Raw genomic sequence first — 18,664 nt, 5'->3', positions numbered from 1 at the left:
GTCCCTGAAGGGAGAACGTGATGCAAATTGCCGTATTGGCCAACAATGGCGAGGAACTCGCCCTTATCGCAAGTATTCTTCAACCGCTCGGGCATGACTGCCAAGCCTTCAGCCTGGGCAGCGCACTGGAGCGCGAACTGCTGCGAGAAACCTTCGATCTGGTGGTGCTGGACTGGCAATTGCCCGACACCACGGGACCGCAGTTCGCGCGTTGGGCGCGCACCACGTTGAAAGACCGCGTGCCGATGCTCATGATGACGCAACGGAACGAAGAGGAGGACATCGTGGAAGCGCTGGTTGCCGGTGCGGACGACATCATCGTGAGCCCGATCCGGCCGGGCGAACTCGCCGCGCGAGTTTGCGCACTCATGCGGCGCGCCTACGTACAGCAGCCGGCCGATGAGCAGAGATGGGGCCGCTACCACTTTCTTCCGGCGCGCCAGCGTCTGGAAATGGACGGCGCGCCGGTCGTTTTGACGCAGAAGCAATACAACCTCGCGCTCCTCTTGTTCCGCAACATGGGGCGCGTGCTCTCGCGACGGTACTTGCTGGAGTCCGTCTGGGGCATCAGCAACTCCATGTGGCCCGATCAGGCGTCGCGCTCCCTGGACACGCACGTTTCGCGCGTGCGCACAGCGCTCCAGTTGCGGCCGGAGAGCGGCTATCGAATTGCCGCCGTGTACGGTCAAGGCTATTGTTTCGAGGCCGTCGACGCCGATGCGGGCGGCCTTGCCTGAACGATGGCGGCCGCACCCTCACCCCAGCCCTCTTCCGCAAGCGGGAGAGGGAGAGGGAGTCGAAACCGCGCAGACCTCTAGCGTGCGTCGCTTCGCACGGTGTAGCCGCTCGCACGCCATGTGTTGTCCTCATCGAGCCGGAACGACACCAGCTCGCGCACGGTCTTGCTTCCCCCGGCCAACGACTCGAACTCGACGCTGCTGTACATGCCTGCCGGAATGGTCGACGTGCCTTGCGCTTGCTGGCGCGAGACCGTGACCCAATAGCGAACCCCCGGCGTGCCCAACGACTGGCGCGAGCGCGCGGTCGCGTCGATGAAGTCCTTGCGCGATACGCGCTGCTTGACCGCGGCGGACATGCCATCCCACACGGACGCGGCACGCCCCTCGTCGATTTGCTGGACAGTGGCTTGCGCGGCTTTGACCAGCGCCCCGGGGTCCACGTCCTGGGCGGAAGCCGCGGTGCAGAAGGTGGCGAGCGTCAAGAGGCAGGCGGCAATAGGTCTGATTTTCATGAGGGGACTCCTTTGCAGCGAATACTGCCGTCCCCTCCCCTTGCGCGGAAGAGTTTTGCGAGAATTTGTCAGATTTGACGCCAACCGGTTCCCAAAAGCGCGGACTAATGCGCAGTTGCGGTGCTCTTATTTCTGAATGTCGCCCAGGCAGAGGTACTTGATCTCGACGTAGTCGTCCATGCCGTGGTGCGAACCCTCGCGCCCCAGGCCCGACTGCTTCACGCCGCCAAAGGGCACGTGTTCGGTGGCGATCACGCCGGCATTGATGCCGACCATGCCGTACTCCAGGGCCTCGGCCACGCGAAAGATGCGGCCCACGTCGCGGGTATAAAAGTAGCTGGCCAGCCCGAACTCGGTGTTGTTGGCGGCGTCGATGGCGTCCTGCTCGGTCTTGAAGCGGAACACGGGTGCGAAGGGACCGAAGGTTTCCTCGCGCGCGCAGAGCATGTCGGGCGTGGCCTCGGCGATCACGGTGGGTTCGAAGAACTGGCCGCCGATCTTGCGCCCGCCCGCCAGCACCTTGCCGCCCTTGGCCACGGCATCGTCGACGTGGCGCTGCACCTTGTCGATGGCCGCGTCTTCGATCAGCGGGCCTTGCATCACGCCTTCGTCGAAGCCGTTGCCGACCTTGAGTGCCTTGACCTTGGCCGCGAATTTTTCGACGAAGCTGTCGTAGATGCCGTCTTGCACATACAACCGGTTCGCGCACACGCAGGTCTGGCCCGCGTTGCGGTATTTGCTGGCCATGGCGCCTTCGACCGCTGAATCGACATCGGCGTCGTCGAACACCAGAAAGGGCGCGTTGCCGCCGAGCTCGAGCGACAGCTTCTTGACCGTTGGCGCGCACTGGCTCATCAAGATGCGGCCGACTTCGGTGGAGCCCGTGAAGCTCAGGTGGCGCACGACGTCGCTCTCGCACAGTTCCTTGCCGATGGCGATGCTGTTCTGGCTGTCGGCCGTGAGCACGTTGAGCACGCCGGGCGGAATGCCCGCGCGCACCGCCAGCTCGGCCGCGGCCAGTGCGGTGAGCGGCGTGAGCTCTGCCGGCTTGATGACGACCGTGCAGCCGGCAGCCAAGGCCGGCGCCACCTTGCGCGTGATCATTGCCAGCGGAAAATTCCACGGCGTGATGGCCGCGCACACGCCGATGGCCTGCCTCATCACCAGGAGGCGTCGGTTGTTGTCGAACTGCGGCAGCACCTCGCCGTTCACGCGCTTGGCTTCTTCGGCAAACCACTCGATGAAGCTGGCGCCGTAGGCCACCTCGCCCTTGGCCTCGGCAAAGGGCTTGCCCTGCTCGGCGGTCATCAGGCGGCCCAGGTCCTCGGTGTTGGCGATCAAGAGGTCGAACCACTTGCGCAGGACGATGCTGCGCTCCTTGCCGGTCTTGCCGCGCCAGGCGGCGAGCGCCTTGTTGGCGGCGGCAATCGCCAGGGCCGCGTCCGCGCGCGAGAGGTTGGCGACATCGGCCAGCTTTTGGCCGGTGGCCGGGTCGTTCACGTCGAAGCGGCTCGCGCCCTTGATCCATTCGCCGGCCACCAGTGCATCGGTCTTGAGCAGGGTCGGGTCGTTCAGCAATGCGAGGGGGGATGAGTTCGTATTCATGATGTTCTGTCGTCTCGGGAAAATCAGACTGGCCGCGGGCCAGCCGCTTGCATCAGCGGTAGGGCACGCCGGGCAGCACGCAAAGCATCTCGTAGAGAAGATTGGCGCCCAGCAGCGCGGTGTTCCCGCTGGGGTCGTACGGCGGGCTGACTTCCACCAGGTCGGCGCCCACCACGTTCAGGCCGCGGCAGCCGCGCACGATCTCCAGTGCCTGCGGCACGGTGAGGCCGCCGATCTCGGGCGTTCCCGTGCCGCCTGCAAACGACGGGTCGATGCCATCGATGTCGAAGCTGATGTAGACCGGATGCGTCGGCCCGATGCGCTCGCGCACCTGCGCCATGAGCGGAGCCAGCGACTGGTACCAGACTTCGTGGGCCTGCACCACGGTAAAACCCTGCTCACGGGGCCAGTCGAAATCATCGGCCGCATAGCCGGTGCCGCGCAGGCCGATCTGCCAGACCTTGTCGCAGGCCAGCAGGCCTTCTTCCACCGCGCGGCGAAACGGCGTGCCATGAGCGATGCGTTCGCCGAACATGTCGTCGTTCACGTCCGCATGCGCGTCGACATGCACCAGCGCCACCGGACCGTGCTTGCGTGCCAGCGCGCGAAGAATGGGCAGCGCGATGGTGTGGTCGCCGCCCAGCGTGAGCGGTGCGCAGCCGGCGGCCAGCACGGTGTCGTAAAAAGCCGAGATGATGTCGACCGACTTCTCGAGCGAATAGGTGTTGATGGGCACGTCGCCCAGGTCGGCCACGTTGAGCCGATCGAACGGCGCCGCGCCGGTCGCCATGTTGTAGGGCCGCAGCAGTGCCGATTCGGCGCGGATCTGGCGCGGCCCGAAACGCGCGCCCGGGCGGTTGGAGGTGCCGATGTCCAGCGGCACGCCGATGAAGGCTGCATCCAGCCCTTCGGCAGACGTTGCAACGGGGAGCCGCATCATCGTGCCGGGGCCAGCAAAGCGCGGCATCGCGTTGCCGCCGAGCGGCTGGTTCGGTGTGTCAGAAGGCATGGCGCAGGGGTTCAGCGACGCCGGCCGCGCAGCCATTCGAGCACGAGCAGCAGCGTGGTGGTGAAGATGATGAGCAGGGTCGCCACGGCGGCGATGGTCGGCGAGATGTTCTCGCGAATGCCGGTGAACATCTGTCGCGGGAGCGTGACTTGGTCGGGCCCCGCGAGGAACAGCGTGACCACCACTTCGTCGAACGACGTGGCAAAGGCGAACAGCGCACCCGAGATCACGCCCGGCGCAATCACAGGCAGCGTGATGCGCATGAAGGTCCTGAACGGTGTCTCGCCCAGGCTCAGCGATGCGCGCACCAGGTTGTGGTTGAAGCCGGCCAGGGTGGCCAGCACGGTGGTCAGCACGAAAGGTGCGCCCAGCGCCGCATGCACCACGATCAGACCGAAGTAGGTGTCGGCCAGGCCGATGGGTGCGAAGTAGAGGTAAGTGGCTACGCCCACCACCACGATCGGCACCACCATCGGCGAGATCAGTACGCTCATGAGCAAGCCCTTGAACGCGAAGTTCGTGCGCGACAGTCCCACCGCGGCCAGCGTGCCCAGCACGGTGGCCAGCACCGTGGCGGCCGGCGCGACGATGAAGCTGTTGCGCGCCGCGCGTGCCCACTCGGGCGACTCGAACAGGTGGCGATACCACTTGAGCGACCAGCCCGGGATCGGATATGCCAGAAACGAACTGTCGGAGAAAGACAGCGGAATGACCACGAGGATCGGCGCCAGCAGAAACGCCAGCACCGCGACGCAGCCGACGCGCACCAGCCACCAGCCGAGCTTGTCGGCAAAGGTGGCATAGGCAGGGAATTGGGGAAGCTTCAGCATGCTTTTCTTTCTTCCTTGCCGCTCAGCCGAGGCTCAGCTCGGCCTTGCCGATGCGGCGGTACACGGCATACAGCAACAGCGTGGCGACCAGCAGCACCGCGCCCAGCGCACAGGCCATGCCCCAGTTGATTTCCACGTTGGTGTAGCGCGCGATGTAGTAGCTCAGCATCTGGTCATCCGCACCGCCGAGCAGTGCCGGCGTCACGTAGTAGCCGATGGCCAGGATGAACACCAGCAGCGCGCCGGCCCCGATGCCGGGATAGGTCTGCGGCACGTACACGCGGAAGAATGCCGCCAGCGGCGAGCTGCCCAGCGAGACAGCCGCACGCAGGTAGGTGGGCGGCACGCTCTTCATGACGCTGTAGAGCGGCAGGATCATGAACGGCAGCAGGATGTGCACCATGGCGATGATCACGCCGGTGCGGTTGAACAGCAGCGCCAGCGGATGATCGATGAGGCCGATGCCCATGAGCCCGCGATTCACCAGGCCTTCGGACTGCAGCAACACGATCCACGCCGCCACGCGCACCAGGATGGAAGTCCAGAACGGCACCAGCACCAGGATCATCAGCACGTTGGCCTTGCGCGCCGGCAGCGTCGAGAGCCACCAGGCCAGCGGATAGGCCAGCAGCAGGCAGAAGAAGGTGACCACGGCGCTGATGTTGAAGGTGCGCAGCAGGATGCCGAAAAATGCGCGCTGGTCGGCGGGCATGCGCTCCACCTCGCCCGCCACGTCGCGCCGCAGGTCAACTGATGCGAGCAGGTAGTCGGGTGTCCAGCGCGATCCGTTCTTGGCGATCGCCTGCCAGTACGGCACCTCGCCCCAGCGCGGATCGATCTCCAGCATGCGGGCCTTGATCTCGTCCGGCGTGCCGGCAATCGGCAGCGCCCGGAAGGTGCCCATCACGAGCGACCGGGCACCCGCTATCTCTGTATTGAGGCGGCGCGCAAGTGCGCCCGCATCGGAACTGTCGGGCAGCTGGCCAAGGTCGCCCGCCATCGCGGCATAGGCCGCGGGCGCGGGCGCCTCCTTGCGGTCCCAGCCGTCGAGCGCACGCACGGTGCGCGGCAGCGCATTGGCCACCTCGGGGTTTTCGACCGCGCGCTGCAGCAGCGCCACGATGGGCACCAGCAGCGTCAGCAGCAGGAAGAGCAGCAGCGGCAGCGTGAGCGCAAAGGCGCGCCATTTGCGGCGCGACTCGGCGCGCGCCAGCGCACGCCTAAGCTCGCCGGGTGGCGCCTCTGCCGAGGCCAGGGGGACAGACATTGCCGCGTGCATGGCCTCTTCCTCTTTACTGCTTACTGCGTGGCCCAGGATGCGAAGCGCTTCTCGAGCGCTTCGCCCTGGTCAGCCCAGAAGGCGACATTGAACTGCAGCGAATCCTTGGCGTTGGCCGCCGAGGTCGGCAGGTCGGCCAGCACCTTGGGGCTGAGCGCGGCCAGGGCCTTGGTGTTGGTCGGGCCGTAGGCGATGTTCTGCGCGTAGACCGTCTGGTTGGCAGGCTGCATTGCAAACTGGATGTACTTCAGCGAAGCCTCCTTGTTCGGTGCGCCCTTCGGAATCACCAGGTAGTCGAGGTCGTAGATGCCGCCGGGCCAGTAGATCTTGAGGTCACGGCCTTCGCGGTTGGCCGCGTCGATGCGGCCGTTGTACACGGTGGTCAGCACCACGTCGCCAGCCACCAGGAACTGCGGCGGCTGGGCGCCGGCTTCCCACCACTGGATGTTGGGCTTGAGTTCGGTGAGCTTCTTGAACGCGCGGTCGGCGCCGTCCTTGGTGCCCAGCACCTTGTAGACATCGGCGGGCTTCACGCCGTCGGCCATGAGCGCGAACTCGAGGTTGTAGCGCGCGCCCTTGCGCATGCCGCGCTTACCGGGGATCTTCTTCACGTCCCAGAAGTCGGCCCAGCTGGTGGGCGCGGTCTTGAGCTTTTCGCCGTTGTAGGCCATCACGGTCGACCACACGAAGAGGCCGACGCCGCAGTCGGTGACCGCGGCCGGCAGGAAGTCGGCCTTGTTGCCGATCTTCGAATAGTCGAGCTTCTCGAACAGGCCTTCGTCGCAGCCGCGCGCGGCGTCGGGCGATTCGACTTCGACCACGTCCCAGGTGACCTTCTTGGTCTCGACCATGGCCTTGATCTTGGCCTGCTCACCGTTGTATTCGACCGGGATGATCTTGGTGCCGGTCTTCTCGTAGGGCTCGTAATAAGCCTTCTTCTGCGCGTTGGCGTTGGCGCCACCAAAGTTGACCACGGTGAGCTGCTGCTGCGCGAAGGCAGGCAGTGCGAAGCTGGCCGCGACGGTGCAGGCGAGGAATGTCTTTTTCATGGCGGGTATCTTCCTGGGTGATGAACGGAAACGAGAAACGGGACTGGGTTCAGAGGGCATACATGCGCGCATGCGCAACGGGAAATTCGAGTGCCACCGATTCGCCGGCCTGCGGCGTGGCAATGCCGCCCGCGCCGGTCAGCGGCAGCTTCACGGTGGCCTCGGCCTGGCCGCCGCCCACGCTGCACAGCAGCCGCAGGTGGTCGCCGAAGTAGATGACGCGCGCCACCACGGCGGCGAGCATGTTGGCGCCGTGCGCATCCGGCTGGCGGTGCAGCACCACGCGCTCGGGGCGGATGCAGGCTTCGACGGCCGTGCCCGCGGCGGCGCCGCTGACGTTGAGCCCCTGCAGCACGCGGCCGTCGGGCAGCTTCATTTCGGCGTGCTCGCCACCACGGCTCAGCTGGCCCTTGAGCACGGTGTTGTCGCCCACAAAGCCCGCCACGAAGCGGTTGGACGGCGTCTCGTAGAGCCGGCCGACCGTGTCCAGCTGCTGGATCACGCCTTCGTTGAACACCGCCACGCGGTCGCTCATGGTGAGCGCCTCGCCCTGGTCGTGCGTCACGTAGACGAAGGTCACGCCGAGCTGACGATGCAGGTCCTTGAGCTCGATCTGCATGTGCTCGCGCAGCTGCTTGTCGAGCGCGCCGAGCGGCTCGTCCATCAGCACCAGCTGCGGCTCGAACACCAGCGCACGCGCCAGCGCCACGCGCTGCTGCTGGCCGCCCGAGAGCTGGCCGGGCAGGCGGTCGGTCATGCCGCGCAGCTGCACCATGTCGAGCGCGCGCTGCACGCGGCGTTGCTGCTCGTCCTTGGACACCTTGCGCACGGTGAGCGGATAGGCCACGTTCTGGCCCACGCTCAGGTGCGGAAACAGCGCGTAGTTCTGGAACACCATGCCGAAGTGGCGCTTGTGCGGCGGCGTGCCGGTAATCGGCTTGCCGTCGAGCAATATCTCGCCGGAGGTTGGCGACTCGAAGCCGGCCAGCATCATCAGCGTGGTGGTCTTGCCCGAGCCCGAAGGCCCGAGCAGGCTCAGGAACTCGCCGCGGTGAATGTCCAGGTCGAGCTGGCGCACCACCAGGTGTTCACCGTCGTAGGTTTTCTGGACGCGCTGGAAGCGCACCAAGGGTTCTGCTGTGGTCATGGAGGAGCTCAAGAAAAGGGACCGTTCAGCGCAGCGCGGCGAAGCTGTCCGCGAGAAGCGCCAGGCCTTCGTCCACAAGCAAGTCGGATGCCGTCAGCGGCACCAGCACGCGAATTACATTGCCGTAGGTGCCGCATGACAGCAGGATTAACCCGCGCCGCGCGGCTTCCGCCACCACCTTTTTTGTCAGCGCGGCATCGGGCCGGGCAGTGTCGCCCTCTTCGAACAGCTCGATGGCCACCATGGCGCCGAGCCCGCGCACGTCACCGATGGCGGGCTCGCCGGCCGCGATGCGGCGCAGGCCGGCCGTGAGCCGTTCGCCCAGCGCCCGGCTGCGCGCCAGCAATTGCTCGTCGTCGAACACCTTGAGCACCGCCAGTGCGGCGGCGCAGCCGATGGGGCTGCCGGCATAGGTGCCGCCCAAACCGCCGGGCGCGGGAGCGTCCATCACCTCGGCGCGGCCCACCACGCCGGAAATCGGAAAACCGCCCGCCATCGACTTGGCGGTGGTGATCAGGTCAGGCGCCACCGGCCATTGCTCGCTCGCAAACCAGGTGCCTGTGCGGCCGGCGCCGGTCTGCACTTCGTCGGCAATGATGAGGATGCCGTGGCGGTCCGCCAGCGCGCGCAGGCCTTCGACGAAATCGTTGGGCGCGACGTAAAAGCCGCCCTCCCCCTGCACTGGCTCCAGGATGAACGCCGCCACGCGCTCGGGCTCGATGTCATTCTTGAACAAGAGCTCGACCGAAGCCAAGGCGTCGTCCACGCTCACGCCGTGCAGCGCGTTCGGGTAGAGCGCATGGAACACCTCGCCCGGAAACGGGCCGAAGCCGACCTTGTACGGTGCGACCTTGCCGGTCAGGCCCAGCGTCATCATCGTGCGGCCGTGGTAGCCACCCGTAAAGGCGATGACGCCCGGCCGGCGCGTGTAGGCGCGGGCGATCTTCACCGCGTTCTCGACCGCTTCGGCGCCGGTGCTCAGGAAGATCGATTTCTTGGCAAACTCGCCTGGCGCCAGCGCGTTCAGGCGCTCGGCCAGTTCCACGTAGGGTTCGTAGGCCAGCACCTGGAAGCAGGTGTGCGAGTACAGATCGACCTGCGCCTTGACCGCGGCGCTGATCTCCGGATGGCAGTGGCCGGTGTTGAGCACCGCAATGCCGCCGGCAAAGTCGATGTAGCGGCGCCCTTCGACATCCCAGACCTCGGCATTGGCGGCGCGGCTGACGAAGATTTCATGGGCCTGGCCCACACCGCGTGCCACTGCCGCGCTGCGGCGGGCCATGAGGGCGGCGTTGCTGAGATGGGGTTCGCGCTGCATGGATTCGACCTGTGCCTGAATGAAGAAGCAGGCACTTTAGGTTTCACGTCCGGCGGCAGCCATGTACAAGGGATGCGATGATTTTGAGGACTGTGCTGGTCTTGTATCCTGTACATACTTTCCTCAATATGGTGCAGATCGGCCTGCCGGGATTCTCGCGATGCTCATTCTTCACCCCGAACAGCCGACTCCGCTCGTGAGTCAGATCGTGGAGGGACTGCGCGGGCTGATCGGCGCCCAGAAACTCCGGCCCGACAGCAAGCTGCCCTCCATTCGGGCCTTTGCCGCGGCCCATGGCGTCAGCGTCTTCACGGTGGTCGAGGCCTACGACCGCCTGGTTGCGCAAGGCCTTCTGGTGTCGCGGGCCAACGCGGGCTTCTTCGTCAAGCGGCGAAGCGACGACAACCCCGCGGGCAGCGGGTCCACGGCGCCCCAGCCCGACCCGCGCTTCGATGCGCGCTGGTATCTGCGGCAGATCTTCGAGAACCGCAACCTGCCGCTCAAGCCGGGCTGCGGATGGCTGCCGCACGACTGGCTTTTCGAGGACGGCATGCGCCGCAGCCTGCGCAGCCTTGCAGCCGGCGGCACCGACATCGGCGGCTATGGACTGCCGTTCGGGCACATGGCGCTGCGCATGGCGGTGGCCGATTCGCTCGTCGAACGGCAGATCGCGGTCGAGGCGGGCCAGGTGCTGCTCACCCAGGGGTCGAGCCAGGCGCTCGACCTGGTGGCGCGCCAGTTGCTAAAACCGGGCGACGAGGTGCTGGTGGACGACCCCGGCTATCCCAACCTGATGTTCATGCTGCGCTTTCTGGGCGTGCACATCATCGGCGTGCCGCGCACGCCCACCGGCTATGACCTGCCCGCTTTGGAGGCGCTGCTGGCGCTGCACCGGCCCAAAGCCTTTTTCACGCAGCCGCGGCTGCAGAGTCCCACCTGCTCGCTGGCGTCGATGCCGCAGCTGGTGCGCCTGCTTCAGCTTGCACAGGAGCATCAGTTCGCGCTGGTCGAGAACGACATCTACGCCGACATGGACGCCTCGTCGCGGCCCTCGCTGGCAAGCCTCAGCCAATTGCGCCAGGTGGTCTACGTCGGCAGTTTCTCCAAGACCATCTCACCGAACCTGCGGGTCGGATACGTGGTAGCTCAGCCCGAACTGATGGAAGACCTGGCCCAGCTGAAGATGGTGTCGGGGCTCACCTCGTCGGACATCACCGAACGGCTGGTGTTCGGCGCCGTGACCGACGGGCGCTGGCGCAAGCACCTGAAGTCGCTGCGCGAGCGGCTCGCGCAAGCACATTCGAACGTGGCAAGGCGATTGGAAGCACAGGGCTTCGAGATTTTTCACGAGCCCGCGGCGGGCCTGTACCTGTGGGCGCGCCATCCGGACATCACCGATGCCGCGGATCTGTCGCGGCTTGCCGCCATGGAGGGCATCATGCTCGGCCCGGGGCAGTTGTTTTTGGTGATCCCGCGCCCCACGGGGTGGCTGCGCTTCAACGTGGCCTTCAGCGAGGACGAGCGGCTCTGGCAGTTCCTTGCGCGCAGCATCGAGGAGCGCAAAGGCGAGTGAGTGAGCGAGGCAGGGCTCGAATGCGAGCCCGAAAAGACAAAAGGGTTAGCAGACGTTAATCTGCTAACCCTTGTCGGAACTGGCGGAGTGGACGGGACTCGAACCCGCGACCCCCGGCGTGACAGGCCGGTATTCTAACCAACTGAACTACCACTCCTGGTAGACAACGTTCACTCCTTGCGGAGCCAAGTGCTGACGACTTGTGCCTGCTTCACTTGCGCGAAACTGGCGACCCTACGGGGATTCGAACCCCGGTAGCCACCGTGAAAGGGTGGTGTCCTAGGCCTCTAGACGATAGGGTCAAAACCTTAGGAACCGTGCTGCGATCAGCACTTATCTTCTCGACACTTTGATGGTGGAGGTAAACGGGATCGAACCGATGACCTCTTGCATGCCATGCAAGCGCTCTCCCAGCTGAGCTATACCCCCGTGTGGGTGTCGAGCCTCAAATTATAGCCTGAAAAATCAGGCCCTTTTCAAACGCTCGATGACTTTTTCGCGAGAAAAAATTGCGAGCACTGAATCGAGGGATGGTGTCTGCGCAGTTCCCATCACAAGGACGCGAACCGGCATGGCCAACACAGGCATTTTCACAGAATGTGCAGCCAAAACTTCCTTGATGCCTGCAGCAATCGAAGTTTTTTCCCAGTTCACGCTCGCGAGCTTTTCGGCAAGCGTGGCGATGACGGGCTTCACCGCGTCGGTGATGTGCTGCGCGCGATCGGCTTCGCTCACGGTTACGTCGGCATAGAACGCCGCAGCCCAGTCGGCCAATGCAACCGTGGTCTCGCAACGGTCCTTGAACAGCGCGCAGATCGCGGGCAGTCGTTCGTCGGCGGTGAGGCCGCGCTTCTGCAGTTGCGCTGCCACGAGCGGCGCGAGCTCATCGTCGGCCTTGGCCTTGATGTATTGCGCATTGACCCACGACAGCTTGGCGGCATCCCACTGTGCAGGGCTCTTCGACAGGTGCGACCCGTCGAACCAGCTCACCATCTGCTCGCGGGTGAAGAGCTCGTCGTCGCCATGGCTCCAGCCGAGGCGCGCAAGATAGTTGAGCATGGCTTCGGGCAGGTAGCCGTTCTCTTCATAAGCCGTGACGCTCACGGCGCCGCGGCGCTTGGAGAGCTTCTGCCCGTCATCGCCCAGGATCACCGGCACATGCCCAAACGCAGGCAGCGTTGCACCCAGCGCGCGGAAGATGTTGATCTGCCACGGCGTGTTGTTGATGTGCTCGTCGCCGCGGAACACGTGCGTGATGTTCATGTCCCAGTCGTCGACCACCACCGCGAAGTTGTAGGTGGGCACACCGTCAGGCCGCAGGATGATGAGGTCATCGATCTCACGGTTGTTGATGGTGATCTCGCCCTTCACGAGGTCGTTCCACGTCACGGCGCCTTCGGGCGGATTGCAGAAGCGCACCACGGGCGGCACGCCTTCAGGCGCGGGCGGCAGCACCTTGCCGGGCTCGGGGCGCCAGCGGCGGTCATAGAGCGTTTTTTCGCCGCGCGCACGCTGGGCTTCGCGCATTTCGTCGAGCTCGGCCGGCGTGCAGTAGCAGTGGTAGGCCGTGCCGGCCGCAAGCATTTGCGCAATGACTTCGCGGTAGCGCTCCAGGCGCTGCATCTGGTAGATCGGGCCTTCGTCGTAGTCGAGGCCGAGCCAGTGCATCGACGCAAGGATCTGGTCGGTCGAGTCCTGCGTGGAGCGGGCCACGTCGGTGTCTTCGATGCGCAGCACAAACTCTCCGCCATGGTGGCGTGCGTAAGCCCACGAGTAGAGCGCGGTGCGGGCCGTGCCCAGGTGAAGAAAGCCGGTGGGAGACGGAGCGATGCGGGTGCGAACTTTGCCGGTCATTGGATCGATCAGAATTTCAGGGTGCCAAGACCGCGAAGCAAGTCGGCCTTGATGTCGTCGATGTACTCGAGGCCGACTGCGACGCGAATGAGCCCCTGGCTGATGCCGGCGGCTTGGCGCTGCACTTCGGTCAGGCGGCCGTGCGACGTGGTGCCGGGGTGCGTGATGATGGTCTTGGTGTCGCCGAGGTTGGTGGCAATGCTCACCACGCGCGTGCTGTTGATCACGTGGAAGGCATTGGCGCGCGCCGTCTCGGGATCGTTGCCGACCACGTCGAACGACACCACCGCCCCGCCCTGCCCCGACTGCTGGCGCATGGCCAAGTCGTGCTGTGCGTGCGAGGCAAGGCCCGGGTAATAAACGCGCGCAACGCCGGGCTGCGTTTCGAGCCACTGGGCCACGGCCAGCGCATTGGCGCACTGCGCCTGCATGCGAATGCCCAGCGTTTCCAAGCCCTTGAGCACAACCCATGCATTGAACGGCGACAGCGCCATGCCGGCGGTGCGCACGATCGGGCCGAATACGTCGACGATGAGCTTCGACGGACCGCAGATCGCGCCGGCCATCACACGGCCTTGGCCGTCGAGGTACTTGGTGCCGGAATGAATGATGAGGTCGGCGCCGAGTTCGGCCGGGCGCTGCAGCGCGGGCGTGCAAAAGCAGTTGTCGACCGCGAGCAGCGCGCCTGCGCCGTGCGCCAGGTCGGCCAGCGCGCGGATGTCGCACACCTCGGTGAGCGGATTGGTCGGCGTCTCGGCGAACAGGAGTTTGGTGTTGGGCTTCACGGCCGCGCGCCATTCGGCCACGTCGGTCTGCGAGACAAAAGTGGTCGCTACGCCGAACTTGGCGAACTCCTTGCCGAACAGGTTGAGCGTGGAGCCGAACACCGAACGCGAGCAGATCACGTGGTCGCCCGCCTTCAGCAGGCCCATGCACATCATGAGGATCGCGCCCATGCCGGTGGAGGCGCCGATGGCGGCCTCGGTACCTTCCATCGCCGCAAGCCGCTGCTCGAAGCTGGTGACCGTGGGATTGGAAGTGCGCGAGTAGGTAAAGCCCGCTTCGGTGCCGGCAAAGCGGCGCGCCGATGTTTCGGCGTCGGGCTGCACGAAGCCGCTGGTCAGGAACAGCGCTTCGGAGTGCTCGCCGTGCTGGCTGGGCGCCAGGCCGGTGCGCAGCGCGAGCGTGTCGCGATGCAGTCCGGGCGGGAGGGTTCGTTCGTCGGCAGTCAATTCAGCTCTCACTCGCTGTGATTGGGAAGCGCGAGGCGCGAAGAATCTTCTTCGGTCTCTTCGATGCGCGGACGGTTGCCGTTCATGCGCGAGATCGCTTCGGTGTCGATGTCGCCGGTCACGTACACGCCGTCGAAGCAGGAGGCGTCGAAGCCGTCGAGCTTCGGGTTGAGCGACCCGATGGCGCGCTTCATGGCATCGACGTCTTGATAAATCAGTGCGTCGCAACCGATCAGCTCGCGGATCTGCTCGATGGTGCGGTCATGCGCCACCAGTTCGTCCTTGGTGGGCATGTCGATGCCGTAGACGTTGGGGTAGCGTACCGGCGGCGCTGCGCTGGCAAGGTAGACCTTGCGCGCGCCGGCATCGCGTGCCATCTGAACGATTTCGCGGCTGGTGGTGCCACGCACGATCGAGTCGTCGACCAAGAGCACGTTGCGGCCCTTGAACTCGCTGGCAATCACGTTGAGCTTCTGGCGCACCGACTTCTTGCGCACGCCCTGCCCCGGCATGATGAAGGTGCGGCCCACGTAGCGGTTCTTCACGAAGCCTTCGCGGTACGGCACACCCAGCAGATGCGCGAGTTGCGTCGCGCTCGGGCGGCTCGATTCGGGAATGGGGATGATCACGTCGATCTGGTTTGGCGGCACGGTGGACACCACGCGCTTGGCCAGCGTCTCGCCCAGGTTCAGGCGCGCCTGGTACACCGAGATGCCGTCGAGCACCGAGTCCGGACGCGCCAGGTACACGAATTCGAAGATGCAGGGGTTCAGCGTGGGCGCCTCGGCGCACTGCATGGAGTGCACGTTACCCTGCAGGTCGATGAACACGGCTTCGCCCGGCGCGATGTTGCGCTCGAACACGTGGCCCGACCCTTCGAGCGCCACCGATTCGCTGGCCACCATCACCGTGCCATCGGCGCTGCGGCCCATCGACAGCGGACGGATGCCGTACGGATCGCGGAAGGCCAGCAGGCCGTGGCCGGCAATCAGCGACACCACGGCATACGAGCCGCGCAGGCGCTTGTGCATGTTCTTGACCGCGGCAAACACCTCGGCCGGATTCAGCGGCACGCCGCGCGATGCGCCCTCGAGTTCGTGCGCGAGCACGTTGAGCAGCACTTCGGAGTCGCTCTCGGTGTTGGTGTGGCGATGGTCGGTGGAGAACAGCTCCGAACGCAGCGCATGCGCGTTGGTCAGGTTGCCGTTGTGCACCAGCACGATGCCGAAGGGTGCGTTGACGTAGAAGGGCTGAGCCTCTTCTTCGCTGTAGGCGTTGCCCGCCGTCGGGTAGCGCACCTGGCCCAGGCCCACGCTGCCCGGCAGCCCGCGCATGTTGCGCGTGCGGAACACGTCGCGCACCATGCCCTTGGCCTTGTGCATGAAGAACTTGCGTTCAAGCAGGGTGACGATGCCGGCCGCGTCCTGGCCGCGATGCTGCAGCAGCAGCAAGGCGTCATAGAGCAGCTGATTGACGGGTGCGTTACTGACAACGCCGACGATTCCACACATGAACGATTCCTCTCAGGGCAGGTAGCTTGCCAACTTTTCGGGCAGCGCGGGTTTCAGGCCCTGCAATGCCGCATCGAGAACAATGGCGCTGCGCGATTCGTGCCACCAGGCACTGTCGCTCAACGCCAGCAAATGAACAATGACCGCCAGCACGAGCAGGGCAACCGCACCCCGCGCCGCTCCAAAGGCCCCACCCAATAGCCGGTCCACCGGCCTGAGGCCGACAGCCGCAATCAACTTTCGCGTCAGCGCCGCCACCAGACCCACGCCGAACGCCACCGCCACGAACACCAGCACGAAGGCCAGCGGATAGCGCCAGGTTGCCTGCGGGTCGCCGAACGGCAGCCATGCCGCCACACCCGACGCCAGCCATTGGGCGGCAAAGAATGCAGCCACCCAACCCGCCAGCGAAATCACTTCGAACACCAGGCCTCGCCAAAGGCCGAACAGCATCGACACGACGATGAGCGCGACGGCGATCCAATCGAGCAGGGCCACGGCAACGGGCGATGGCTACTACAACGTGAGGATGGCGGCCGACAAAGACAAGCCCTTGACCTTTTCCGCGGCCTTGTCCGCCTCGGCGCGCGAGCTGAACGGACCGACACGCACACGCGTGCGCTGTTCGCCGTCGGACGTCTTGGCCACGTTGACATAGGTCTTGAGGCCGGCCTTCTCGAGCTTTTGCCGCACTTCGCGCGCCTTGTCGGCATCGGCGAAGGCACCGACCTGCACGACGAAGCGGCCGCCGTCTTCGGCGGTGGGCTTGGTGGTGCTGGTGTTGGAAGGCTTGCCTTCGAGCAAGGCGCGCGCGCGGTTGCCGTCCTCGGCCGCAGCCGGCTTGGGCGCTGCGGGCTTGGGTTCGGGCTTGGGTTCGGGCTTGGCTTCCGGCTTTGGCTCGGGCTTTGGTTTCGGCTCGGGCTTGGGTTCGGGCTTGTGTTCCGGCTTCGGCTCGGGCTTGCGTTCGGGCCTGGGCTCCGGCTTGGCTTCGGCGGTGGGCCGCGTCTCGGCCGGCGGCGTGCTGGCGGCCGGCTTGCCGGGTGTGATCTCGGTGCCGTCGGCGGTCTCGGTGATCATGCCGCCGCTCGACGTCGAAGGAGGTGCCGCCGCCACGCGGGCGCCGCTGTCGGCTGCGCCGGTCGTGGGCGCCGCGGGTGCCGGCGTTGCAGGCACCGGCAATGGCTTGACCTTGTTGCGGTCGGGAATCTCGATGGGGATGTCGACCGAAACCGGGCGTGGCTGGGTGTCGAACAGCAGCGGAAATCCGATCACGCCAAGCAGCACCAGAACGGCCGCGCCCACCAGCCGGTGCCGCGCGCGGCGGCGCATGGTTTCGACACTTTCCGCGGGGACGGCAGCCGGCGCGCTGCGTCCTTCGTTGCCTTGCGGGCCGCGCGTGCGGAACTTGAAAAACGCCATGAAGTTCGATCCCTGAAGGAGTGCAGCGAGGTGGTGCCAGATGGTGCGGACGGCCCGGCGATCAGCCGCCGGGCAGCAGGTGTTTGGCTTGCAGCCGGGGAGTGCCGTGCTCCAGCACGCCACCCACGGTGAAGAACGATCCGAAGACCACGATTCTATCAGCGGGGTCCGCGTGCTCGATGGCCGCACGGAGCGCTTCCATCGGTCCCGCATGCGTGCTGCCGGAGGCATCGGCGCGCGTGTTTTGCGCCTGCCAGCTCGCAAGCAGATCGCTCGCCTTGGCGGCGCGCGGCGTCGGCAGATCGGTGAAGTACCAGCGGTCGATCATCGGGCCGATGCGCGCAAGGATCGGGGCCAGGTCCTTGTCGGCCATGACGCCGAACACGCCGTGCGTGGTGGGGTAGAAGCCCATCGCGTCGAGGTTCTCGGCCAGTGCCGCGACCGCATGGGCGTTGTGGGCCACGTCGAGCACCAGCGCGGGCTCGCCCGGGATGATCTGGAAGCGTCCGGGCAGCTCGACCATCGCGAGCCCCGTGCGCACGGCCTGCGCGGTGATGGGCAGTTGCGGCCGCAGCGCTTCGAGCGCCGCAAGCACGCCCGCCGCGTTGAGCAGCTGGTTGGCGCCGCGCAGCGCCGGATAGGCCAGCCCGCTGTAGCGCCGGCCACGGCCCGACCAGCCCCACTGCTGCTTGTCGCCCGAGACGTTGAAATCGTGCCCGAAGCGCCAGAGATCGGCACCGATGGCGGCCGCGTGGTCGATCACGCTTTGCGGGGGCATCGGGTCGCTCACGATGGCGGGCTTGCCCGGGCGCAGGATGCCGGCCTTCTCGAAGCCGATGCTTTCGCGGTCGGGCCCGAGGTAGTCCATGTGGTCGAGGTCGATGCTGGTGATGACCGCGCAATCGGTGTCGATGATGTTGACCGCGTCGAGCCGGCCGCCAAGCCCGACCTCGAGAATGGCCACGTCCGGCTTCTCCTCGATCATGCAACGCAGGATGCCCAAGGTGGTGAACTCGAAATACGTCAGCGGCATGTCGCCCCGGGCCACTTCCACCGCCTCGAAGTTTGCTATTAATTTTGAAGCATCAACCGCTTCGCCCGAGAGCCGCAGCCGTTCCTCGAAGCGCACCAGATGCGGCGACGTGAAGACCGCGGTGCGATAGCCGGCATGCCGGAGGATCGATTCGAGCATGGCGCAGGTCGAGCCCTTGCCATTGGTGCCGGCCACGGTGATGACCGGGCAGTCGAAGCGCAGGCCCATCCGGGCCGCCATCTCTTTGGCGCGGTCGAGCCCGAGCTCGATGTTCTTCGGATGGAGTTGCTCGGCGCGTGCGAGCCAGTCGTTAAGGGTTTCCATGGAGGCCGGCATTGTCGCCGACCCGGAATGCGCCCGGCGCCCCACGTTTTATCGGCATCATTGGCGACCATGACAACCCTCTACGGAATTCCCAACTGAAAGGGTCTGCGATGTTCTCCGTCCACACAAACAGTTGTCGCGAACGGGCCTGCGGCAGCAGGTAGCGCAGCGAAAGCTTTTAGAGCGGTTTTTTCATACGATCGGAAGAAGCGGAAGAAGCGGAAGAAGC

Annotated in this window: 16 protein-coding genes and 3 tRNA genes; 2 read left to right on the top strand and 17 right to left on the bottom strand. The window is 65.7% G+C overall.

Going from position 1 to position 18,664, the window contains the following annotated elements; translation table 11 throughout:
• Window positions 1-20: 20 nt before the first annotated feature.
• A complete protein-coding gene (locus ASC78_RS16805) occupies window positions 21-737 on the top strand; it encodes a response regulator transcription factor (protein ID WP_055803331.1) in 717 nt (238 codons plus the stop codon).
• Between the two features lie 77 nt (window positions 738-814).
• Here the strand turns inward: ASC78_RS16805 and ASC78_RS16800 are convergent, their stop codons facing one another.
• The 8 genes from ASC78_RS16800 to gabT form a co-directional block, all read right to left on the bottom strand.
• Complete coding sequence (locus ASC78_RS16800) at window positions 815-1,252, bottom strand: DUF4019 domain-containing protein (protein WP_055803329.1); 438 nt, start codon at window positions 1,250-1,252, stop codon at window positions 815-817.
• A gap of 126 nt (window positions 1,253-1,378) precedes the next feature.
• Window positions 1,379-2,857: an NAD-dependent succinate-semialdehyde dehydrogenase gene (locus ASC78_RS16795; protein WP_055803325.1), complete on the bottom strand. Its 1,479-nt coding sequence runs from the start codon at window positions 2,855-2,857 to the stop codon at window positions 1,379-1,381.
• Between the two features lie 52 nt (window positions 2,858-2,909).
• Window positions 2,910-3,866, bottom strand: coding sequence for an agmatinase (gene speB / locus ASC78_RS16790; RefSeq protein WP_055803473.1), 957 nt, complete (start codon window positions 3,864-3,866; stop codon window positions 2,910-2,912).
• Between the two features lie 11 nt (window positions 3,867-3,877).
• Window positions 3,878-4,696: an ABC transporter permease gene (locus tag ASC78_RS16785; RefSeq protein ID WP_055803322.1), complete on the bottom strand. Its 819-nt coding sequence runs from the start codon at window positions 4,694-4,696 to the stop codon at window positions 3,878-3,880.
• 22 nt (window positions 4,697-4,718) lie between these two features.
• Window positions 4,719-5,975 (bottom strand): ABC transporter permease, encoded by a 1,257-nt coding sequence (locus tag ASC78_RS16780; RefSeq protein WP_055803320.1) that lies wholly within the window; start codon window positions 5,973-5,975, stop codon window positions 4,719-4,721.
• A gap of 20 nt (window positions 5,976-5,995) precedes the next feature.
• Window positions 5,996-7,024, bottom strand: coding sequence for an ABC transporter substrate-binding protein (locus tag ASC78_RS16775; protein ID WP_055803317.1), 1,029 nt, complete (start codon window positions 7,022-7,024; stop codon window positions 5,996-5,998).
• A gap of 49 nt (window positions 7,025-7,073) precedes the next feature.
• The gene (locus ASC78_RS16770) at window positions 7,074-8,171 is read right to left on the bottom strand and encodes an ABC transporter ATP-binding protein (RefSeq protein ID WP_055803315.1); all 1,098 of its coding nucleotides are present in this window, start codon (window positions 8,169-8,171) and stop codon (window positions 7,074-7,076) included.
• A gap of 25 nt (window positions 8,172-8,196) precedes the next feature.
• The gene (gabT, locus tag ASC78_RS16765) at window positions 8,197-9,489 is read right to left on the bottom strand and encodes a 4-aminobutyrate--2-oxoglutarate transaminase (RefSeq protein WP_055803312.1); all 1,293 of its coding nucleotides are present in this window, start codon (window positions 9,487-9,489) and stop codon (window positions 8,197-8,199) included.
• 160 nt (window positions 9,490-9,649) lie between these two features.
• Between gabT and ASC78_RS16760 the strand changes: the two genes are divergently transcribed.
• The gene (locus tag ASC78_RS16760) at window positions 9,650-11,062 is read left to right on the top strand and encodes an aminotransferase-like domain-containing protein (RefSeq protein WP_055803309.1); all 1,413 of its coding nucleotides are present in this window, start codon (window positions 9,650-9,652) and stop codon (window positions 11,060-11,062) included.
• A gap of 80 nt (window positions 11,063-11,142) precedes the next feature.
• Here ASC78_RS16760 and ASC78_RS16755 read toward each other — a convergent pair.
• The 9 genes from ASC78_RS16755 to folC all read right to left on the bottom strand — a co-directional run bounded on the left by ASC78_RS16755 (window position 11,143) and on the right by folC (window position 18,447).
• Window positions 11,143-11,219: transfer RNA gene (locus ASC78_RS16755), tRNA-Asp, on the bottom strand.
• A 69-nt stretch (window positions 11,220-11,288) separates the two neighbouring features.
• Window positions 11,289-11,364, bottom strand: a tRNA-Glu gene (locus ASC78_RS16750).
• Between the two features lie 51 nt (window positions 11,365-11,415).
• A tRNA-Ala gene (locus ASC78_RS16745) sits at window positions 11,416-11,491 on the bottom strand.
• A 36-nt stretch (window positions 11,492-11,527) separates the two neighbouring features.
• Window positions 11,528-12,916 (bottom strand): glutamate--tRNA ligase, encoded by a 1,389-nt coding sequence (gene gltX, locus ASC78_RS16740; protein ID WP_055803306.1) that lies wholly within the window; start codon window positions 12,914-12,916, stop codon window positions 11,528-11,530.
• Between the two features lie 8 nt (window positions 12,917-12,924).
• On the bottom strand, window positions 12,925-14,148 hold the full coding sequence (locus ASC78_RS16735) for an O-succinylhomoserine sulfhydrylase (protein ID WP_055803303.1): 1,224 nt from the start codon (window positions 14,146-14,148) through the stop codon (window positions 12,925-12,927).
• Between the two features lie 8 nt (window positions 14,149-14,156).
• Window positions 14,157-15,659, bottom strand: a complete 1,503-nt coding sequence (gene purF, locus ASC78_RS16730) for an amidophosphoribosyltransferase (protein ID WP_055803300.1) — start codon at window positions 15,657-15,659, stop codon at window positions 14,157-14,159.
• Window positions 15,660-15,671: 12 nt separating this feature from the next.
• Window positions 15,672-16,157, bottom strand: coding sequence for a CvpA family protein (locus ASC78_RS16725; protein ID WP_055803297.1), 486 nt, complete (start codon window positions 16,155-16,157; stop codon window positions 15,672-15,674).
• Between the two features lie 18 nt (window positions 16,158-16,175).
• Window positions 16,176-17,078, bottom strand: a complete 903-nt coding sequence (locus tag ASC78_RS16720; protein WP_055803294.1) for an SPOR domain-containing protein — start codon at window positions 17,076-17,078, stop codon at window positions 16,176-16,178.
• A 61-nt stretch (window positions 17,079-17,139) separates the two neighbouring features.
• Window positions 17,140-18,447, bottom strand: coding sequence for a bifunctional tetrahydrofolate synthase/dihydrofolate synthase (folC, locus tag ASC78_RS16715; RefSeq protein WP_055803291.1), 1,308 nt, complete (start codon window positions 18,445-18,447; stop codon window positions 17,140-17,142).
• Window positions 18,448-18,664 lie beyond the last annotated feature (217 nt).

The organism is Variovorax sp. Root318D1 (genome assembly GCF_001424835.1).
Taxonomy (GTDB): Bacteria; Pseudomonadota; Gammaproteobacteria; order Burkholderiales; family Burkholderiaceae_C; genus Variovorax.
The sequence above is the reverse complement of the archived record's forward strand: the minus strand, read 5'-3'. Positions and strand labels throughout refer to the sequence as shown.

Coding starts and splice junctions, on each gene's coding strand:
- gltX (WP_055803306.1), bottom strand. CDS start 12,916: ATGACCGGCAAAGTTCGCACCCGCATCGCTCCGTCTCCCACCGGCTTT.
- speB (WP_055803473.1), bottom strand. CDS start 3,866: ATGCCTTCTGACACACCGAACCAGCCGCTCGGCGGCAACGCGATGCCG.
- ASC78_RS16785 (WP_055803322.1), bottom strand. CDS start 4,696: ATGCTGAAGCTTCCCCAATTCCCTGCCTATGCCACCTTTGCCGACAAG.
- ASC78_RS16770 (WP_055803315.1), bottom strand. CDS start 8,171: ATGACCACAGCAGAACCCTTGGTGCGCTTCCAGCGCGTCCAGAAAACC.
- folC (WP_055803291.1), bottom strand. CDS start 18,447: ATGCCGGCCTCCATGGAAACCCTTAACGACTGGCTCGCACGCGCCGAG.
- gabT (WP_055803312.1), bottom strand. CDS start 9,489: ATGCAGCGCGAACCCCATCTCAGCAACGCCGCCCTCATGGCCCGCCGC.
- ASC78_RS16775 (WP_055803317.1), bottom strand. CDS start 7,024: ATGAAAAAGACATTCCTCGCCTGCACCGTCGCGGCCAGCTTCGCACTG.
- ASC78_RS16800 (WP_055803329.1), bottom strand. CDS start 1,252: ATGAAAATCAGACCTATTGCCGCCTGCCTCTTGACGCTCGCCACCTTC.
- ASC78_RS16720 (WP_055803294.1), bottom strand. CDS start 17,078: ATGGCGTTTTTCAAGTTCCGCACGCGCGGCCCGCAAGGCAACGAAGGA.
- ASC78_RS16795 (WP_055803325.1), bottom strand. CDS start 2,857: ATGAATACGAACTCATCCCCCCTCGCATTGCTGAACGACCCGACCCTG.
- ASC78_RS16780 (WP_055803320.1), bottom strand. CDS start 5,975: ATGCACGCGGCAATGTCTGTCCCCCTGGCCTCGGCAGAGGCGCCACCC.
- purF (WP_055803300.1), bottom strand. CDS start 15,659: ATGTGTGGAATCGTCGGCGTTGTCAGTAACGCACCCGTCAATCAGCTG.
- ASC78_RS16805 (WP_055803331.1), top strand. CDS start 21: ATGCAAATTGCCGTATTGGCCAACAATGGCGAGGAACTCGCCCTTATC.
- ASC78_RS16760 (WP_055803309.1), top strand. CDS start 9,650: ATGCTCATTCTTCACCCCGAACAGCCGACTCCGCTCGTGAGTCAGATC.